The sequence below is a fragment of the Bacillus sp. LQ16 genome, from assembly GCF_057784645.1.
This window is the reverse complement of sequence record NZ_CM173491.1, coordinates 4,933,508-4,953,388: the sequence shown is the minus strand read 5'-3', so window position 1 is coordinate 4,953,388 and position 19,881 is coordinate 4,933,508. Positions and strand designations below refer to the sequence as shown.

The window sequence follows — 19,881 nt, the reverse complement described above, 5'->3', positions numbered from 1 at the left end:
TAGCGATTCAATTGAATGAAAATTACTTTCTAATTCAATCTATGGATGTCATCATTTTCGAAATAAATCACACTATAAGGAGTATACATATGAAAAAATCTATGCTTTTAAAATTAGTGAGTATTCTAGCAATTTTCACTTTAATGTTAGTAGCTTGCTCAGATTCAAGTAAAGAAACTTCGAAGGCTAATAATAAAGATAATGGTAGTGATAAGCCAAAAACGGTTGAAATCACTGATGCTCATGGAACTGTTAAAGTCCCTGTAAACCCAAAGAATGTAGTTGCTTTGGATAACAGAACTTTTGAAACTTTATCTGATTGGGGAATTAAATTAGCGGCTGCTCCAAAGGATATCATGCCTGCTGATTCAGCATATAAAAAGGATGAAAAAGTTCAAAATATTGGGAATCACCGTGAACCAAATCTAGAAATTATTGCAGCGGCAAACCCTGAACTTGTAATTGTTGGTCAAAGATTTGCTGACCATTACGAAGAAATCAAAAAATTAGTACCAAATGCAGCAGTTATTGATCTTAATTTTGATGTTTCTGAGAAAGCTACTAAGCCTGGCGAAAACTTAGTAAAAGGACTTAAAGATTCTACAGTTACTTTAGGGAAAATCTTTAATAAAGATAAAGAAGCTAAACAATTAGTAGCTGATTTTGATAAATCTATTGAAAAAGCAAAATCTGCTTATAACGGAAAAGATAAAGTTATGAGTGTTATCGTTACTGGTGGTAATATTGGTTTTGCTGCTCCACATTCTGGTCGTGTTTGGGGACCAATGTATGAAATTTTCGGTTGGACTCCAGCGTTAGAAGTTTCAAATTCTACTGCAGGTCATAAAGGTGATGACGTTTCTGTTGAAGCTATTGCACAAACAAATCCTGATTGGATTTTCGTATTAGATCGTGATGCTGCAACATCTGATGCAGCTAAGTCAACACCTGCTAAGGATGTTATTTCTAAATCACCTGCTCTTCAAAACACAACTGCTGTTTCTAAAAAACAAGTTATTTATGCACCAGAAGATACTTACACAAATGAATCAATTCAAACTTATATAGAGTTATTTGGAAATATGGCAAAAACTTTAGCTAAGTAGTGTAAAGGAGTACGAAACAGTGTCAAAAAATATAATTTCTAGGGTTGAGAATATTTCTCAACCCCAGTTTTATAATCACAATAAATTATGGACAAAACCTTTTATAATAGCAGTTATAGTTGTTATAATTTTAGGGATTATATCACTGTTTACTGGAGTTTATGATATACGTGGACAAGAGGACGGGACAGAGATGTTTTTCATAACTCGTGTTCCGAGAACAGCTGCATTAATGCTTACTGGAGCTGCGATGGCGATGGCAGGGCTCGTAATGCAACTCATTACACAGAATCGCTTTGTTGAACCTACTACAACGGGGACTATTGAATGGTCAGGCTTAGGCCTGCTTTTTGTGTATTTATTATTTCCTGCCCCGACTTTAGTTCAAAGAATGACTGGTGCAATCATTTTTTCTTTTATAGGAACTATGATTTTCTTTCTATTTTTAAGAAGAGTTAAGCTTCGTTCGTCTTTAATTGTTCCGATTATTGGATTGATGCTTGGAGCAGTAATTTCTGCAGTGTCTACTTTTTTAGGACTCCTTTTTCAAAAGACGCAAAGTATTGAAACTTGGTTTGTAGGTTCATTTGCTAACATTCAGGTGGGAAGATATGAATATTTATGGCTGATTGTTATCATTACTTTTCTTATTTTTATGTATGCTAATAGATTGACTTTAGCTGGACTAGGAGAAGATGTCGCAACAAGTCTTGGAGTTAATTACAATAGAATTGTTCTTTTTGGGACTGCTCTTATCTCTGTTGCAGTTGGAATTGTTGCAGCTGTTATTGGACACTTACCTTTCTTAGGATTAATTGTGCCAAATATCGTTTCAATGTTTAGAGGTGATGATCTTAGGAGTAATTTACCTTGGGTTTGTGTGATCGGAATGGGATCAATAACTGCCTGTGACATCATTTCTCGAACAATTATACAGCCTTTTGAATTACCTGTTTCTTTAATACTTGCAACAGTGGGAGCAGTCGTGTTTATTACTATTTTATTGAGACAAAGAAAACCAAGGAGGCTACGATGATCACATTAGAATATAGAAAAAAAGAAAATGTCGAAATCGATTCTAGCCTTCATAATGAAAGTAGATCAGCTAGCGCTTTTCGGTCTAAGAAGGAAGCAAGACGTTATTGGATTTTACTGATAACATTGATTGCTTTAGGTCTTCTTTCTTCATATGGACTTTTAGTTTATAACAATCCAGTTCCGATAGATTCACCTTCTTTTATCCCAGTCGTTAAGAGAAGGATAGTAGCTATTGTTGCAATGATTATTGCTGCGGTTTGCCATAGCTTGTCGACAGTTGCTTTCCAATCTATTACGAATAATAAAATTATTACTCCTTCACTTTTAGGTTTCGAATCACTTTATTCAGCAATTCAAACGAGTACAGTATTCTTCTTTGGTGCAAGTGCGTTAATAAATTTTAATGGAATTGGATCATTTTTATTCCAAGTTGTTGTTATGGTCTTCATGAGTTTGATACTTTATGGATGGTTACTTTCCGGTAAATACGGGAATTTACAACTTATGCTTTTAGTTGGAATTATTATTGGTACCGGGCTAAATTCTGTGTCAACTTTCATGAGAAAACTACTTGCGCCTTCAGAATTTGATATTTTACAAGCAAGATTATTTGGTTCTGTTAATCATGCAGATCCTGCATATTTTCCTATTGTAATTCCTATGATCATAATTGTAGCGGTATTAATTTTTGCTCATTCTAAGAATTTGAATGTTTTGTCACTAGGAAAAGATGTTGCTACTTCTTTTGGAGTTAAATACCAACCTAGTGTAATTTATACGCTTGTATTAGTAGCTATTTTAATGTCCATTTCAACAGCTCTAATTGGGCCACTTACTTTCTACGGCTTTTTAGTGGCAACTTTGAGTTATCAGGCAGCGTCAACTTATGATCATAGATATATTTTTCCGATGGCTTTTGCTATAGGATTTTTAATAATGACGAGCGCATACTTTTTAATGTATCATGTATTCCATGCTCAAGGTGTAGTTTCAGTTATTATTGAATTATTCGGTGGAATCATATTCTTAACTATAGTTTTAAGGAAGAGGGCTTTATGATAAAAATTGATAATGTTAAAAAGTTCTATACTGATAAGGTGAAAATAGGACCTTTGGATATTGAAATACCAAAAGCGGGCTTTACTTCTTTAATTGGACCAAATGGTGCTGGAAAGTCAACGACACTTTTGATGATTGGCAGACTTTTAGATATGGATGAAGGCCAAATTCAGGTAGCAAATATGGATGTTTCTGAATCCAAATCAAAAGACTTAGCAAAAGTTTTGACTATATTGCGACAAGAAAATCATTTTGTAACTAGGCTTACTGTGAGACAACTAGTTGGATTTGGGCGCTTTCCTTATTCAAAGGGAAGATTGACTAAAGAAGATGAGGCTATCATCTCTAAATATATCGATTTCTTAGATTTAACTAGTTTAGAGAATAGATATTTAGATGAGCTTTCTGGTGGTCAAAGACAAAGGGCATATGTAGCGATGGTATTGTGCCAAGAGACTGAATATGTACTTTTGGACGAACCTTTGAACAACCTTGATGTTGCTCGTTCTGTTCAAATGATGGAGCATTTAAGACGTGCAGCTAATGAATTTGGAAGAACAATTTTGACTGTTATGCATGACATAAATTTTGCAGCTAAATACTCGGATAAAATTTGTGCTATGAAAGATGGACAAATTGCTGCTTTCGGAACAGTAGAAGAGGTTATGGACCCAACACTTTTGACAGATATTTTTGAAACAAAAATAGAAATTATTAATGGTCCTTATGGGCCGATCGCAGTTTATTAGTTATAAAATGTCTTGCGTAGATTATGCAAGACACTCTAGTTGAAGTTGCTGTCTATATTTTATAGGCAAGCAGCTTTTTTTATGTGATTACTCATAAAATGCAAAAGAATGCTTCACCTTTTCAAGTATGTACCAAGTGGAAAAAATATCTCTGTATAATTTTTCAAAAGAATTCAGCTTGTTTTTTGTATATGTAATATTGCATATCAGAGTGTATTGATAAAAGTGTAAGGGGTCACTATAATGAGGGCATAAAGATAAATCACATTTTCGTAGCAATAAAAAGGAGGAAATAATATGGAAATCGCAATGGCAGTTTTAAAATTTGTAGGTGGCGTAATCCCGTTAATTCAAGAACTTTTAAAAGCATTTATGTAAGTTTATTAGTTAGCTATCATTTATCAATCATTATCATATTTTACTAAAAAAAGAACGGGGTGATTTTTCTGAATATTAAGAAAAACACTAAAAGAAGAAAGTTCCTTACATGTTTATTAGTTAGTCTATGCACTATTAATTATTCATCTATTTCCTTCGCAGAAACACAAGCAAGTAATGTAACTGATGTAACCAAAAATGCTAGTGGCATTAATACTGGTATAGCAAATCTTAAATATAATAATCAAGAGGTTTTAGCTGTAAATGGTGATAAAGTAGAAAGTTTTGTTCCGAAAGAAAGTATTAATTCAAATGGTAAATTTGTAGTAGTGGAACGCGAGAAAAAATCACTTACAACGTCACCAGTCGATATTTCAATTATTGATTCTGTAGTGAATCGCACGTATCCAGGAGCTGTACAACTTGCAAATAAAGCTTTTGCAGACAATCAACCAAGTTTATTAGTGGCTAAGAGAAAGCCTTTGAATATTAGTATAGACTTACCGGGCATGAGAAAAGAAAATACAATCACTGTCCAAAATCCGACATATGGTAATGTAGCTGGAGCAGTAGACGATTTAGTATCTACTTGGAATGAAAAGTATTCTACAACACATACGTTACCTGCAAGAATGCAGTATACGGAATCTATGGTTTATAGTAAATCACAAATTGCAAGTGCTCTTAATGTTAACGCTAAATATCTTGATAACAGTCTAAATATTGATTTTAATGCGGTTGCAAATGGAGAGAAAAAAGTGATGGTAGCGGCGTATAAGCAAATATTTTATACGGTAAGTGCTGAACTACCTAACAATCCATCCGACCTTTTTGATAATAGCGTTACTTTTGACGAGTTAACTCGAAAAGGCGTAAGTAATTCGGCTCCACCTGTTATGGTTTCAAATGTAGCTTATGGTAGAACGATTTATGTAAAATTAGAAACAACATCTAAGAGCAAAGATGTACAAGCTGCTTTTAAAGCCTTACTTAAGAATAACAGCGTTGAAACAAGTGGACAGTATAAAGATATTTTTGAAGAAAGTACCTTTACTGCTGTAGTATTAGGCGGAGATGCGAAAGAGCATAACAAGGTTGTTACTAAAGATTTCAATGAAATCCGAAATATTATTAAAGATAATGCTGAATTAAGTCTTAAAAATCCAGCATACCCAATTTCATATACAAGTACTTTCTTAAAAGATAATGCAACTGCTGCTGTTCATAACAATACAGATTATATTGAGACGACAACTACAGAATATTCAAGTGCTAAAATGACACTTGATCATTACGGTGCTTACGTTGCTCAATTTGATGTATCTTGGGATGAATTCACATTTGATCAAAAGGGTAACGAAGTACTAACACATAAAACGTGGGATGGTAGTGGAAAAGACAAAACGGCTCATTACTCTACAGTTATCCCTCTTCCACCGAATTCAAAAAATATAAAAATTGTAGCAAGAGAATGTACAGGTCTTGCATGGGAATGGTGGAGAACAATTATTAATGAACAAAACGTTCCATTAACAAATGAAATAAAAGTTTCAATTGGAGGAACAACATTATACCCAACAGCTAGTATTAGTCATTAAGTATAAAAAAAGCGCCCTATAAGTAGGGCGCTTTTTTACTTAGTCACAAATTTTATTCCTTTATTTGCCGGGCGGCCCGATTGATGAGGGCTGATTAATAATGTAATTCCTAATATAGTTAATCGGCGTTGATTTACTTCTTCATGTAAAATGGATTGAAATGAAATTCCTATTACTTGGACAAGTGTTGCTAAAAGTGTGGCAATTGGAGGAATAAAACTTTAAAAAGTTTATGTTCTTTTGTTTGCGGCCAACTTAAGAAACTTTTGTAAAATGATAGGATTACAAAAATGTAATGTGGGTGTAAGGAAACTGGATTGTACCATCTTTATGGTTAAAGCATACTTAAGGTAAGGAAGATTTATATTTTAACGGGTATAAATCTTACAAGTATAATAGAAAGGTTAGGTATTATCATATGAAATGGATCATGAGAATTTTTGTGTTATTAACTATAGTAGGAGGTGCTTTCTACTATATGAAGTCAGGGAATGGGTACTATTCGACTAAACAATATTATGTAAAAGTAACGACGGATTCTACAGTAGAAAATGAAAAATTGAGTAATGGAGAAGTTCTTACGTATCATGTTTATGATGAGAAGGTGTACGATAAAAAAGGGGAAGAAAGAGAACTGAAAATTTCCTTGCAAAATGAATTGGAAAAAAATCAATATTATTTGATTGATTGGGAAGATCGCCGTGGGATTGTTTCTAAAATAGCTAAAGTGAATCAAGCAAAAATAGATAAAGGTATTTTAGATAAGTTGAACGCAAATTCATAATATTTCAGGATAAGTTAATCAAAAGCTGTGTTAGCGTAAGATTTATAAGAAAAAGGTATTGTAGCAAAAATAAAAGAGATTATTATAAAACAAAAAGGACCGAACCGTCTGGTTCTGTCTTTTTTTTAGGAGTGAAGAATGAATTTTACAAATGATGTGGCACAAAGCTGGATTGCTACAATTGGGATGACATTTATGAATAGTGGACTGTAACACTTATGTAGATGGTTTGCAGAGATATAAAATCAATATAGAAGAGGAGTATTATTATAGATGACTTATGTAACTACAATTTTATCAATAGCGGGTATCGTTATCATGTCTTTAGCGAGGATTAATTTTAAAATAAGGGCGTTTGCTAATAAACCAGCTTGGGGTGGCTTCACTCTTCCCTTAATTCTAATTGGATTTATTTTATTTTGTATCGGTATGTTTTTAGGTTTTGTAAATCATCAACTATAAGGTGGGAATATTGTGAAGACGAAAAGCTACATGTTTTTCGTCTTTTCGTTCTCTTGCTTAATAAGAAAGATCCTGCAACTCAGTACAGGATCTTTAATCAAACGTATTTAAAAACTAAATTGTGGTTTTATATCACCTTTATAAGGTTCATGTTCAACGAATATAGTTATATCCTTACCAGCTTGGTCTTTACCAGTTCTTTTATACGTAAATTTATTCTTATTTAGTTCAGTAAGCTCAAGAGCAGCACCGTATTTATTATTTCCAATTGAAACATGGGCTCTTATTTTATTTTCGTGTACAACATCGAAGTAGCCATAATCACCGCGGCTTTGACCTGTTTCGCTATTGAAAAACTCATATTTATTAGATTTGTCATCAAATTTTGCTAAACTTATAAAATTCGAATTAAACTGTGTTACATCGTTACCAGCTTCGTCTAATACCTTTGTTCCGTGCCAAAGGGTACCGCCCAAAATTTTATCTCCATCAACGTTTTTAACAATATCTCCTGTAGTCGTGTTCAGCTGCTTGTCCGGATCAGTGAAAGAAAGTTCTTTTTCTTTATATGGAACATGTTCAACGAAAACTTCTACATCGTTACCGTTAGCGTCTTTCCCCATTCGTTTATAAGTAAATACATTTTTATTTAGTTTTGTCATGTCAACGACAGCTTGATACTTCATTGATTCTGAAATCAATATTCTCTTCTTCCCATCATTTGTGACAAAGAAAGTTCCTTTATCGCCACGACTTGCACCTGTTTTAGCATCAAAAAATTCATATCTGCCTGACTTCGCATCATATTTTGCAAGACCAATGAAGTTTGCATTCTCTTTTGTTAAGTCATTCTTATCTTTGTCATACACTCGTGTACCTTGCCAATTTGTCTCGCTAAGAATATTAGCCATTTTTTGCCCTTTAGTTAATTTATTTTCCTTTTTTGTTTCTTTGGCAACTTGTTCTTGTTTTTGTTTCCCATGATTTTCTTCAGCTTTAGTACCAGCACACCCTGTTAATGCTAATGTGAATCCGAGCAGTACGGATGATAGTGCTTTTGCTTTTTTGTTCATGTTTTATCGTCTCCTTATTTTATGATTTCAAGTAGTACGGTTAGCGATTATAGTAGCAGTGCGTCATAGATGAACTTAGTTGCTACGTTTCCTATGTTAATACCCGACTATAAACTGCCTCTAAATAAAACATTAAAAAAAGATAAACTAATTCCTAAAAAATGTTCATATTTATAAAAAATCGCTAGATTGCTGTAGTGCCTACGAGTAATCCAAAAAATACATTGTAAAGAAGAAGGAAAGCCGCTAACAATAATGTAATTGCTAATAGAGCTAATCGATTGTAGTACAAAACTTTTGAGAAAAACTGTAGGGGAAATGAAGATTTTATAGAATTCGTTTCGTATAGGAAGGGGATGTCCATGTTTGATTCAACAGATTTTAAGATTATACAATTACTACAAGAAAACGCTAGAATGAACTGGAAGGAAATTGGGGAGATAGTACATTTGACTGGCCAGGCTGTTGGGAAACGAATCAATAAATTAGAAGAGGCAGGTGTCATTCAAAAATATACGATAAATATTGACAGAGCTAAGCTAGAAGGTTCTATTATGACCTTTGTTACACTATTTTTGCATGCACCGCACTATCATAATCAGATTCAAAACTTTTTTGAAAAAACGGAGGTAATTACTGAAATGTATCGTATAAGCGGCGATGGGTGCTATGTCATGACTCTTCACACATCTTCGCATCAGCAATTAGAAGAGACTCTTGCAGATGTTTTACATTATGGTGATTATCGTATAAATACTGTCATTAAGACGATGGAAAAAAAGAAAGAATAAGATACTTATCCTTTCTTTTTTTTCATATGGAACTGTAATTCTTTATTTGCTTTTGTTTATAAAACAGTTTGCTGACATGACTGTTGCATAAATATCACCAAACTCTAATGCATTCATGAACGATTGATGAGCGTGTACTGCGGGGATTAGATTTCCTTGGAATTCTAAATCTTTTGTTGTACAAGCATCTTCAATTACAATACATTGAAATCCGAAGTCACTGGCAGCGCGCACTGTTGCATCAATACATACATGAGTCATCATACCGCAAATGACTAGTCGGTCTATTTTCTCTGTCTGTAATGTTTCTAATAAATTTGTTCTGAAAAAACTGTTAGGGTGATGTTTTTGAATGACTCTTTCGTTAGCAATTGGTTGTACATCATCATAAATTTGAACACCTATTGTATCGGGTAAGAAGAAAGTAGCCCCTTCATTGTTCGCAATATGTTGTACGTGAATAACTGTTTTATGTTTTTCACGAAATGCTTTCAAAACTTCTTTCGCTTTCTGTGCGGCTTTTTCAGGTTGATGTAATTCCATATTGCCGCCTTCAAAGTAATCATTTTGTATGTCTACTAATAGTAACGCTTCGTTCATCGTTATTCCCCCATACTTAGTGATTCAGCACGTTATTTGTACTGTACCGTTATTATATAAATTGTAGCTATGCGGAAGTAATAACGTTATGAAACGATTTTAACGGATATAGTTTCAGTGTGAAAAAAGTGAAAGTTGGTATAAGTACAAATGGATTTTGTGGAATTCACAGCAAGGTTATAGATAGAGTGGCATCGCAGGGTTAAAAACCATACCTTTGCTGGAGGAGCGGGTTATGTTTTTTTATGAGGAAATGCGATTTTAAGTTTTTGCTGAAGATGTTTTTCTAGGATATGCTGTGAGTGATTGGAGTGAGGTAGTGTCAGATATTGTCGACCAATCGATATATTGGAAAAATCGTTGATATATTGTGAGTTGTGATAGATATATTAGAAAAATCGTTGATATATTGTGAGTTGTGATAGATATATTGGAAAAATCGTTGATATATTTGTAAAGGGGTGTTTGAGGTGATTGTGAAAGAGAGAAAAATGCCGATTTATATAAGACAGTTAGAAGCACTTCTTAGAAGGTTACCTGTACATCATCCGAAACGAAATTTAATTGGAGAAAACTTGGCAAAACACATGGCGGGGTATAAAGGAGAGCAAGCGATTGATTATCCGCTTAGTTTTATTTCTGAGAAAGAGTATAGTGTTTTACATGATGTTCGCTTATGTAATTATGATAAATACTTTCAAATTGATACTATTATCCTTTCCACAAAGTTTCTTCTTTTTCTTGAGATAAAAAATATAGCAGGTACATTAATGTTTGATGCAAAGTTTAATCAACTTATCCGAATAACAGAAGGAAATTCAGAGGGATTTCCAGATCCGGTTTTACAAATAAAAAGGCAAGAAATACAACTAAAGAAATGGTTAAACTCACATGGATTTTCCTCTAGTCTTCCAATTGAGTCCCTCGTTGTTATTAGCTCGCCTCGTACCATTATAAAATCTTCAGATGACAATCTTCTTCATACAATTATTCATAGTGCCAATTTACCTCATAAAATAAAGTGGTTTGAAAGTAAATATAAGAGAAAAGTTATAGATAATGTAGATAGGCTCATTCATCAAATAATAGCGGAGCATTCTCCACTTCAACAAAATATACTTGAGCAATATAAAATAGAAAAAGAGGAGTTGCTAAATGGAGTACAATGTGAGAAATGCTTAGTTATTCCAATGGTTAAAGTTAAGAAGGGTTGGCGTTGTACAAGTTGTAAAGATTTTTCAAAAGTGGCACATGTGGATGCAATACGAGATTATGCATTGCTCATTAGTAAGACATGTACGAATGGTAATTTGAAAGAGTTTCTCAATGTTTCGTCGGGTATGGTTGTAAACAGAATTCTCCACACACTAAATCTTCCCTACACTGGAAACAACAAAGGACGAATATATGATTTAACTTCTTTCCAATCGTAATTTTGCTATAATAAATAAGTACTTATACGAAGGGGAGTCTAAAGAGAAAATGAAGTCATTTAATATCGATCATGTTATAGCTAGTGTTTTGCAATGGATATTAAATATAGCTTTAATTATATTATCCATTGTGTTATCAATTTTCTTAGTGAATGAGACGATCACGTTTGTGCAGTATATTTTTTCGTCAAAAGAGTATACGTCTTATAAATTGGTTGAAAGTATCATCGTCTATTTCTTATACTTCGAGTTCATTGCATTAATTATTAAGTATTTTAAATCGAATTATCATTTCCCGTTACGTTATTTTATTTATATCGGAATTACGGCTTTAATTCGATTAATTATTGTGTCTCATGAGGAACCGATGGAGACGTTATTATACGCAGGAGCAATTCTTGTTTTAGTTATTGCTTTATACATATCGAATATGAGAGATTTGAGAAAAGAGTAGTAGTGCAGACGTAAGTTTGCACTACTTTTTTACGTCTTGACCTTCAAGTTGCTTGAAAGTTTACAATGAAATTAGGGCGTTTGAAATCGAAAAAAATTGAGAAATTAAGTGAAGAGGTTTCTTTTACTTGGAGGTTATAGGAATGAATCAGGAATTGAAGTTACGTCCATTGGAACGAGAAGATTTAAAGTTCGTACACGAACTGAATAATAATGCGCATATTATGTCGTATTGGTTTGAAGAGCCGTATGAGGCATTTGTGGAGCTGCAAGACTTATACGATAAACATATACATGATCAAAGCGAACGCCGATTTATCGTTGAGAAAGACAATGAAATGGTTGGATTAGTTGAGTTAGTAGAAATCGATTATATTCATCGTAGAACAGAATTCCAAATTATTATTGATCCGAATTATCAAGGGTATGGTTATGCAGTAGAGGCGACGCGTTTAGCAATGGATTATGCTTTCGCTGTATTAAATATGCATAAGATATATTTAGTTGTGGATAAGGAAAATGAAAAAGCAGTACATGTTTATAAAAAGGTTGGATTTATTGTAGAAGGTGAGCTTATCGATGAGTTTTTCGTTGATGGTAACTATCATAATGCGATAAGAATGTGTATGTTTCAGAAGCAATATTTTGAAAACAAGTAGTTGAAAGATTCGGAAGTAATGTTGACGCTTCGTAAAACCGTATGCTAAAATCCCTTTTAAGTATTAAGGAAGGTGCAGAATATGCTTTATATAAAATTTGTAAAACTCATTAGAAAACTTTGCTCCGCACAAATGTATACGGTGAAGCGTTGTACGGAGCTTAATCAAGGGGTATAAATCCCCTATATTCATCGGCTGAATAACTTTTCTAAAAAAGTATAGTTTATCTATGCTTATTTCGTTATGGTTTTTCAGCTGGTGTATAAAATAGATTAAGGGGCCATAGACAATGCTTTGTCTATGGCCCTTTGTGTATATTATTCCGATGAGTCTTTACCGTAAATTGGAGTAGTATAGGAAAAACCACGAAGCAGAGGGCTAGTGTCGAATGACGCTATCTCTCTGCTTTTTTTAATTTCAGGAAAAGAGGAATAAAAATGAGTTTACTTAAAGTTGAAAGTTTATCACATAGTTTTATAGATAAAGTATTATACGAGAATGCTTCTTTTGATTTGCATAAAGGGGAGCATATGGGGATTGTTGGACAGAATGGTGCAGGAAAAAGCACATTAATGAAAATATTGGTGGGGGAAATTATTTCTGATAAGGGAGACATAAAGTGGCAACCTAATATTCAAATTGGGCATCTTGATCAATACGCTGACATTGATGAGGGTTATACCATTTCACAATATTTAAAGAGAGCTTTTTATGATTTGTATGAAATGGAAAAGAGAATGAACAAGTTATATGAAGAAAGTGCAATGACTGGAGATGAGAATCAACTACTAAAAGCGGCTGAAATGCAAGAGCAGCTTGAGGCTCGTGATTTTTATTCAGTAGACAGTATTACGAATAAGGTGGCAGCCGGTTTAGGTATTGATGCAATTGGGATGGATCGTGTTATTGGTGAATTAAGCGGAGGGCAGCGTGCAAAGGTAATTTTAGCGAAGCTCTTATTAGAAGAGCCTAATATTTTATTACTAGATGAACCGACGAATTTTCTTGATAAGGAGCATGTGGAGTGGCTTGCTAATTATTTAATGAATTTTGAAGGAGCGTTTATTGTAGTGTCACATGATTTTGATTTTCTGGAAAAAGTAACTTCTTGCATATGTGATGTAGAGTTCGGAACAGTTAAGAAGTATTACGGTAAATACTCAGATTTTGTAAGGCAGAAGGAGCATTTGCGAAAAGATTACATTCGCCAATATTATGCACAGCAAAAGAAAATTGAAAAAACGGAAGAGTATATTCGTAGAAATATTGCTGGGGTGAATTCAAAAATAGCGCAAGGTCGTCGAAAACAATTGGAGCGTATGGAAAGAATTGCCCCACCAAGTTTTACTCATAAACCGTCTATTCATTTTCAGGAACTTCCCATTTCAGTTCAGACAGTTCTTGAAGTAAATAACCTTGAAGTTGGTTACGACTTCGCTCTCTTACCAAAGTTGAATTTTTCAGTAATGGGTGGGCAAAAACTTGTTATTACAGGTTTCAATGGAGTAGGGAAATCTACTTTATTAAAAACAATCGTTGGAAATATTGCTAGTATTTCTGGAGAGTTTCACTTTTCAGAGCAAATAAAGATTGGATATTATGAGCAAGATTTAAATTGGAGCAACGATTCTTTAACGCCGCTTCAAATTATTTCAGAACAGTTTCCTAAACTGAATATGAAGGAAATACGCCATCAGTTAGCTGCGTGTGGAGTGAAGGATACGCACGTTTCGCAAGAAATTCGTATGTTAAGTGGTGGTGAACAATCGAAGGTGAAACTGTGCGGATTATTACTATCACCTTGTAACTTCTTAATTTTAGATGAGCCGACAAATCATTTAGATGCAGAAGCGAAGGAAGCTTTGCAAAAGGCGCTAATTCAGTTTAAGGGCAGCATTATACTCGTATCTCACGAAGCGAGTTTTTATCTTGATTGGGCAGATAGCATCTTTGATATAGAGACAGGATTAGTTAAGGGGGTGTGAAACATATGAGTGAAAACAATTGGAAAACGAAAATTATATTATTTTTGACCGCTCAAACTATTTCGTTGTTCGGTTCCTCTCTCGTGCAATACGCGATTATATGGTATATCACCCTTACAACATCATCAGGAGTGATGTTGACCATTTCAACTGTTTGCGGTTTCCTACCACAAATTGCGATATCTTTGTTTGCAGGTGTTTGGATTGATCGTTATGACCGTAAAAAGATGATTATGTTATCGGATGGGATTATAGCGATTGCGACGTTAGTTTTAGCAATTTTATTTTTAACAGGATATAAAAGTATTTGGTTACTTTTTATTGTGTTACTCATTCGTTCAGCTGGAACAGGAGTACAAACGCCAGCTGTGAATGCATTAATTCCGCAAATCGTTCCGAAAGAGTATCTTATGAAAGTAAATGGAATAAATAGCAGTATTACATCTTTAATTATGTTTCTTTCTCCAGCAGCAAGTGCGACGATTCTTTCTATTGCCAGCATTGAAACAACATTTTTTATTGATGTTATTACGGCTATGATTGGAATTAGTATTATGTTTATCATTCAGGTGGAAGGACATGTGAATGTAGAGAGTAAGCAAAAATCTAATCTACAAGGAATTAAAGAAGGGTTCTCTTATTTAAAAGAAAATGTATTTATTAAAAGGCTAATCGTTTTATTAATTATCGTCATGATTTTAATAAGTCCAGCTGCTTTTTTAACACCTTTAATGGTAACTCGTTCTTTCGGGGCCGAAATGTGGAGACTTACTGCTAGTGAGATGACCTTTAGTGCGGGTGCGGCAGCTGGTGGCGTATTGATTGCGGCGTGGGGTGGCTTTCGTAATCGTATGTATACAACAGCGCTAGCTTGTGCATTATATGGGCTGCTTATGATTGGACTCGGAATAGCACCGATATTTATTATGTATTTAGTATTTAATTTTTTAATTGGTATAACAATGCCATGCTTCAATACACCAGTTACTGTGTTATTGCAGGAGAAAGTAGAACCATCGATGCACGGACGGATGTTCAGCCTTGTACAAATTGCGAATTCATGCGCGCTTCCTTTAGGAATGATAATATTTGGTCCGTTGTCGGATATGCTTAGTGTAGAGATTTTGTTAATTTATGCTGGGATATTCGTGTTATTTTGCGCAATGTATATTGTATTAAGCAAGAGGTTTGAAGTGTAAATATTTATAATTTAGAAGGTTTGTGAAGGAATTTAATATGCTTCGCAAACCTTTTTGTTATTAGTTTAGTCAATAATTATTTATTGTTTAACAATAAATAATTATTGACTGTTAATTTCATTTTAGATAATATGATGTTAACGATTTAAGGAGAATTACATAAGTAGAGGAGAATGTGAAATGAAAAATAAATACGTAGTAGCTATTTCTTTCATGATTTTAGCGATTATTTCTTTAACTATACATGCTTCAAACAGTAAAGTAGGAGCGGATGGATTCCTTGAAGAACCTTTCTTTTTCCTAGTACCGATAAGTTATGTATTGTTCCTTAGTGGCATTGGTGTATTATTATTTGGATTTATTACTTCAAAGCTGAAAAAGGGCAATAGATAGGGGCTACCAATAGGGACAAAACACTCACTATGAAATAGAAACATACCATATGGAAAAAAAGAATAAGTGAGATGAATCATGATGAACCATCATTTTTATAATGGAAGACAAGTAGGATCGGCTATTACTTGGGCAGGGGCACAGGGAACAATTCATGCTGTGTATCAGGCTATTCACATGCAGCAGCAAGCACAAGCAGCACAAATGATGCAAAGTCAGTATATGCCGTATTCACAGCTTCCGATGCAAATTGTACATTACGATGTACATCCAGCTGGTTTATTTTCCATTCCATATGGCGGGACATATTTCTTATGAAAGAAAGCGACTCAATAGAGTCGCTTTTTTTATATTCCACCTAGCTTCATTCCAAGGAATGCGAAGAGGATACCAATTATGTAAGTAGCGCTTAAGTATAAAAATAAAGTACTAATATTTTTTCGATTGAGAAGCTGAACAGCTTCTAATTTAAACGTAGAAAATGTAGTGAATGCGCCCATAAATCCAGTACCTAATAATAATTGCCAGCCTGTAGTAACTCCGTTGCCAATTATATATCCGAGTAAAAATGCTCCTGTTATATTAATAAGGAATGTAGCAATTGGAAATTGTGTTTTATTTCTTTTCTTAAACCAATTGCTAATTGCAAATCGTGTAATCGCACCGAAAAATCCTCCTGTTGCGACTAATAAGGCTTCTATCATGAGTAATCACCTTCCGTAAGAGATTTCTTAATTAAGAAATCTCCAAGTGTATAGCCAAGGCCAGACATAATGAGGCCACCAAGTATGCTACATGATACATATAAGAAGGCTATGCTCCACTCAGAATGATTGATCAATTGCACAGTTTCTACACTAAATGTTGAAAAAGTCGTAAAGGAACCGATGAATCCAGTCCCGATGCCTGTGATAACCTCTGAAGGTAAGATGTTTAGCCGAGCGATATAAGTAGTTAGCCACGCTAAGAAGAAGCAACCGATTAAGTTAATGAGTAATGTTGCTAATGGAAATGAATGATGCCAAAATGTGGAGATATTAAGACCTAAATAATAACGAGAAAGAGCTCCTAATATACCGGCAATGCCGACGATAATATAAATCAATTTTCTCACCTCTTTAAATAGCTTGCTCAAAAAAATAGACTCCTACCAGTATGTATACTGGTAGGAGTCATTAGCTAAGCAGCGTTTATGGCGAACTCCATCGCCTATGATTATTACATATAGTGTACTAAATATACCGTTTAATTTCCAGTGAGGAGGAGGGTGTAACTTTTCTTTTTTTGATGTCTGAAGGCTTTTTAAGTAATTAAAACGGGATCGATTACTTATCAACTAAATATAGTGATATACGGTTTTAATTATGATAAAATGTTTCTTATGTGTGTCGTTTTGTTTTATTTGACTGAAAATAAAGAAAAATAAATTCGCGTGAAAAGGAGTCATTTATTTGAAGAAATTTTTTAAAATCGTATTTACATGTGTTTTAGTAGTAGCGGGCATTGTAGGAGGATTTCTAGCTTATATGACACTTACTAAAGAACAGCCTGCTGATGTTATAAGCTTGAAGGTGGAGAATAATAAGGAGCGCGTATTAGCGACTGGAAATGAGTTTAAAGTTACAACATTTAATATTGGATATGCTGGGTTAGATAAGGACCAAGATTTCTTTATGGATGGTGGAAAGGGATCTGGTTCAAGTAGTAAAGAGCAAACGGAAACTAATTTAAAGAATATGCTTTCGTTTTTACAAAATGAGAATAGTGATTTTGCACTATTACAAGAAGTTGATATAAAGTCACTTCGTTCATTTGATGTAAATGAACATGAATTTTTGAAAAAAGGATTACCTGATTATGTTTCATCATTTGGTAAGAACTACGATACGAAATGGGTTCCAGTGCCAATAACAAATCCAATGGGCTATGCGGAGGCTGGATTAAGTACGTTTTCTAAATACACTGTTCAAGAAGCGAAGAGGTTCCAGCTTCCTGGAATGGAGCCTTGGCCAAAGCGTTTGTTTGATTTAGATCGAGCAATTGTGGAATATAAAATTCCTGTTAATAATGGGAAACATGTTAGACTCGTAAATTTACATTTGTCTGCTTATGATGAAGGCGGGAAAATTAGAAAACAGCAAGTAGAGTATTTAAAAGAATATATGAACAAGCATTATGAAAATGGTGATTACGTAATAATGGGCGGAGATTGGAATCAATTAGTTTCAAACGCTCAATTAAGTGATCCGAAGTTCGTGAAAGAGCGTCCTGAGTGGTTAGTAGAGTTACCGAAGGACTTTACGGACGGTGGCTTTAAGTGGGCTGTAGATCCGTCTGTTATGACTGTGAGAGATGATGTAAAGAAATATGTAGAAGGTGAAAATTTCGTCACTATTATTGATGGCTTTATCGTTTCACCGAATGTAGAGATTGTAAATGTACAAGGGAAAGATTTAAAGTTTGAAAATAGCGATCATAACCCAGTAAGTGCGGTATTTAAACTGAAGTAATTGATATGTATAAGTAGAAGGTGGGGCTTCATATGGAGTGGTTAAAGAGGACTTGTTTTTCTAACCTTGAGAAAGAATCACAGAAAAATCATTTATTACTGTTTATAACGATTTGTAGTTTCTTCCTTGGGATAATCGCGATTGGGTATTATGGATATATTTTTACAGAGAGAGCAATAGCGTTTTGGATTTGTGGTATTTCTGTCGTTGTATTTGGAACGCTTTTTACTTTTATAAAAAGTATGGAATCAGCGTATAAATATATCATGACATTTATGTTGCTTACAATGTCTTACATTATGGTACAAGCTTTTAATGAAAGCCCGGCTGTATTTCAAATGGTCTATTTTACATTAGCTGTTTCACTTATTTACTTAAGTGAGCGCCTCATTTTAATTCTTGGCGGGGTAGCTGTTGTGATCACATTTATCCTTTGTAGCTATTGGCCGGAGCAATTTTTTGCTTATACAGCCTCATCTGAAGCTGCTAATTTCGCAAGTTTGTTAGCGATTGTAACAATCGCTATGTGGGGCGTCACGAAAATCGGTTCTAATCTGCTCCTTCGTTTAAGTGATGAGAAGCAAGAAGTAATGAGAAAAGCTCAGGAGTTAGAAGAGACGCAAAGACTTATTGAAGAAACAGTTGTGAAACTAGATAGTAATTTCAATCATTTAAGACAAAATATGAACACGTCGATGGAATCGATGAGTGAAATTAATTTTGCCTTTGAAGAGGTGGCAGTTGGTACGCAATCACAATCAGAGATGATGTATCGTTCGGTAGAAGTATTGAATGATATGGAGGGAAATATTGAACAAATCATCTCTCAAGTAAGAACTGCATCGGCTCGTGTGGATGAAAGCTTAGAAATTTCAAAAGGTAGTGTACATACTCTAAGAAATTTTGAAACTAACATGAGAAGTTTAAATGATGTTGTTTCACAGTCTGGAATTATATTTAGAGATTTAATGATGCAATCGAAACAAATTAATGAAATTGTAGATGTAATAACGAATATTTCAAGTCAGACGAGTTTGCTAGCTTTAAATGCAAATATTGAAGCTGCCAGGGCAGGCGAGCATGGAAAAGGTTTTGCTATTGTAGCGAGTGAAGTGTTAAAGCTTGCTGAAGAATCAAATCGTTCTGCGGGAAGAATTCAAGGGATTTTGAAGGAGTTTAGTAATCAAGCAAGTAAGGTAGAAGTGCAGGTAGAGAAGTCAGAAAGAGTACAAGAAGAGTGTAACGAAATGTTAGCAAGCGTTTTAACAAACGTAACTGATTTAGGGAAGTTTATTGATGCGATTAATGAAGTAATGCGAGAGGTTGTTGTTCATCAAGAAAGTTTCCAAGTTAAAACGACGAATATCGTAAAGGATGTTACGCATGCTTCTAACGTAATTCAGCAAACTTCTACAGCTACAGAAGAAGTGCTAGCGAGTGTGGAAGAAGAAAAACATCGAAATGATACGTCAGTGAAGACGTTACAAACTGTTAGCGAGCAAGTGAAGTTGTTAGAAGATATTTTAGAAAAGTAATATTGCTTGGAAAGAGCACAAATGATGTGCTCTTTTTTCATTGAAATGAATACTTGATAGGAATTTAATTGCTTTT

21 protein-coding genes and 1 riboswitch are annotated in these 19,881 nt (G+C 34.2%); of the genes, 17 read left to right on the top strand and 4 right to left on the bottom strand.

The window, feature by feature from the left end:
- Positions 1–89: 89 nt before the first annotated feature.
- The 7 genes from AC3EMB_RS25215 to AC3EMB_RS25185 all read left to right on the top strand — a co-directional run bounded on the left by AC3EMB_RS25215 (position 90) and on the right by AC3EMB_RS25185 (position 7,174).
- Positions 90–1,106: a siderophore ABC transporter substrate-binding protein gene (locus tag AC3EMB_RS25215; RefSeq protein WP_139019786.1), complete on the top strand. Its 1,017-nt coding sequence runs from the start codon at positions 90–92 to the stop codon at positions 1,104–1,106.
- Between the two features lie 19 nt (positions 1,107–1,125).
- Positions 1,126–2,142: an ABC transporter permease gene (locus AC3EMB_RS25210; RefSeq protein ID WP_025686661.1), complete on the top strand. Its 1,017-nt coding sequence runs from the start codon at positions 1,126–1,128 to the stop codon at positions 2,140–2,142.
- Complete coding sequence (locus AC3EMB_RS25205; RefSeq protein ID WP_000631245.1) at positions 2,139–3,203, top strand: iron chelate uptake ABC transporter family permease subunit; 1,065 nt, start codon at positions 2,139–2,141, stop codon at positions 3,201–3,203. Before AC3EMB_RS25210 ends, AC3EMB_RS25205 begins: the two co-directional genes overlap by 4 nt.
- The gene (locus AC3EMB_RS25200) at positions 3,200–3,952 is read left to right on the top strand and encodes an iron ABC transporter ATP-binding protein (RefSeq protein WP_000590061.1); all 753 of its coding nucleotides are present in this window, start codon (positions 3,200–3,202) and stop codon (positions 3,950–3,952) included. The genes AC3EMB_RS25205 and AC3EMB_RS25200 overlap by 4 nt, the downstream gene beginning before the upstream one ends.
- 437 nt (positions 3,953–4,389) lie before the next feature.
- Positions 4,390–5,928 carry an anthrolysin O/cereolysin O family cholesterol-dependent cytolysin Alo gene (gene alo, locus AC3EMB_RS25195; protein ID WP_000576745.1) on the top strand — a complete coding sequence of 513 codons (1,539 nt, stop codon included), beginning with the start codon at positions 4,390–4,392 and terminating at the stop codon, positions 5,926–5,928.
- 418 nt (positions 5,929–6,346) lie between these two features.
- Positions 6,347–6,712 carry a YxeA family protein gene (locus tag AC3EMB_RS25190; protein ID WP_488517332.1) on the top strand — a complete coding sequence of 122 codons (366 nt, stop codon included), beginning with the start codon at positions 6,347–6,349 and terminating at the stop codon, positions 6,710–6,712.
- A gap of 273 nt (positions 6,713–6,985) precedes the next feature.
- On the top strand, positions 6,986–7,174 hold the full coding sequence (locus tag AC3EMB_RS25185; protein WP_000222858.1) for a hypothetical protein: 189 nt from the start codon (positions 6,986–6,988) through the stop codon (positions 7,172–7,174).
- A gap of 107 nt (positions 7,175–7,281) precedes the next feature.
- On the opposite strand, the gene AC3EMB_RS25180 is transcribed toward AC3EMB_RS25185, so the two are convergent.
- On the bottom strand, positions 7,282–8,247 hold the full coding sequence (locus tag AC3EMB_RS25180) for a DUF4822 domain-containing protein (protein ID WP_095690012.1): 966 nt from the start codon (positions 8,245–8,247) through the stop codon (positions 7,282–7,284).
- 362 nt (positions 8,248–8,609) lie between these two features.
- On the opposite strand from AC3EMB_RS25180, the gene AC3EMB_RS25175 reads away from it, so the two are divergent.
- Positions 8,610–9,038: an Lrp/AsnC family transcriptional regulator gene (locus AC3EMB_RS25175; protein WP_255255469.1), complete on the top strand. Its 429-nt coding sequence runs from the start codon at positions 8,610–8,612 to the stop codon at positions 9,036–9,038.
- Positions 9,039–9,080: 42 nt separating this feature from the next.
- On the opposite strand, the gene AC3EMB_RS25170 is transcribed toward AC3EMB_RS25175, so the two are convergent.
- Entirely contained in the window at positions 9,081–9,638 is a 558-nt protein-coding gene (locus tag AC3EMB_RS25170) for a cysteine hydrolase family protein (RefSeq protein ID WP_488517331.1), read from the bottom strand.
- A gap of 476 nt (positions 9,639–10,114) precedes the next feature.
- Here AC3EMB_RS25170 and AC3EMB_RS25165 point away from each other — a divergent pair, with 476 nt between their 5' ends.
- The 7 genes from AC3EMB_RS25165 (at position 10,115) to AC3EMB_RS25135 (ending at position 16,078) form a co-directional block, all read left to right on the top strand.
- Positions 10,115–11,071, top strand: coding sequence for a nuclease-related domain-containing protein (locus AC3EMB_RS25165; RefSeq protein WP_016079776.1), 957 nt, complete (start codon positions 10,115–10,117; stop codon positions 11,069–11,071).
- A gap of 49 nt (positions 11,072–11,120) precedes the next feature.
- Positions 11,121–11,525: a phosphate-starvation-inducible protein PsiE gene (psiE, locus tag AC3EMB_RS25160; protein WP_000834709.1), complete on the top strand. Its 405-nt coding sequence runs from the start codon at positions 11,121–11,123 to the stop codon at positions 11,523–11,525.
- 142 nt (positions 11,526–11,667) lie between these two features.
- Positions 11,668–12,183, top strand: a complete 516-nt coding sequence (speG, locus tag AC3EMB_RS25155) for a spermidine N1-acetyltransferase (RefSeq protein WP_001071094.1) — start codon at positions 11,668–11,670, stop codon at positions 12,181–12,183.
- A gap of 437 nt (positions 12,184–12,620) precedes the next feature.
- Complete coding sequence (locus AC3EMB_RS25150) at positions 12,621–14,168, top strand: ABC-F family ATP-binding cassette domain-containing protein (RefSeq protein WP_488517330.1); 1,548 nt, start codon at positions 12,621–12,623, stop codon at positions 14,166–14,168.
- 5 nt (positions 14,169–14,173) lie between these two features.
- The gene (locus AC3EMB_RS25145) at positions 14,174–15,367 is read left to right on the top strand and encodes an MFS transporter (protein WP_053563391.1); all 1,194 of its coding nucleotides are present in this window, start codon (positions 14,174–14,176) and stop codon (positions 15,365–15,367) included.
- A 180-nt stretch (positions 15,368–15,547) separates the two neighbouring features.
- Positions 15,548–15,760 carry a DUF3955 domain-containing protein gene (locus AC3EMB_RS25140; protein WP_000792612.1) on the top strand — a complete coding sequence of 71 codons (213 nt, stop codon included), beginning with the start codon at positions 15,548–15,550 and terminating at the stop codon, positions 15,758–15,760.
- A 78-nt stretch (positions 15,761–15,838) separates the two neighbouring features.
- A complete protein-coding gene (locus tag AC3EMB_RS25135) occupies positions 15,839–16,078 on the top strand; it encodes a DUF3947 family protein (protein WP_029443564.1) in 240 nt (79 codons plus the stop codon).
- Positions 16,079–16,107: 29 nt separating this feature from the next.
- Here AC3EMB_RS25135 and crcB (AC3EMB_RS25130) read toward each other — a convergent pair whose 3' ends face one another.
- A complete protein-coding gene (gene crcB / locus AC3EMB_RS25130; protein WP_488517329.1) occupies positions 16,108–16,464 on the bottom strand; it encodes a fluoride efflux transporter CrcB in 357 nt (118 codons plus the stop codon).
- Positions 16,461–16,865 (bottom strand): fluoride efflux transporter CrcB, encoded by a 405-nt coding sequence (crcB, locus tag AC3EMB_RS25125; RefSeq protein WP_069356665.1) that lies wholly within the window; start codon positions 16,863–16,865, stop codon positions 16,461–16,463. The genes crcB (AC3EMB_RS25130) and crcB (AC3EMB_RS25125) overlap by 4 nt, the downstream gene beginning before the upstream one ends.
- A gap of 54 nt (positions 16,866–16,919) precedes the next feature.
- Positions 16,920–16,979: riboswitch (Fluoride riboswitch) on the bottom strand.
- 232 nt (positions 16,980–17,211) lie between these two features.
- Between crcB (AC3EMB_RS25125) and AC3EMB_RS25120 the strand changes: the two genes are divergently transcribed.
- Both AC3EMB_RS25120 and AC3EMB_RS25115 read left to right on the top strand, forming a co-directional pair.
- A complete protein-coding gene (locus tag AC3EMB_RS25120; protein ID WP_098126706.1) occupies positions 17,212–18,270 on the top strand; it encodes an endonuclease/exonuclease/phosphatase family protein in 1,059 nt (352 codons plus the stop codon).
- A 32-nt stretch (positions 18,271–18,302) separates the two neighbouring features.
- Entirely contained in the window at positions 18,303–19,805 is a 1,503-nt protein-coding gene (locus AC3EMB_RS25115) for a DUF4077 domain-containing protein (RefSeq protein WP_095690018.1), read from the top strand.
- Positions 19,806–19,881 lie beyond the last annotated feature (76 nt).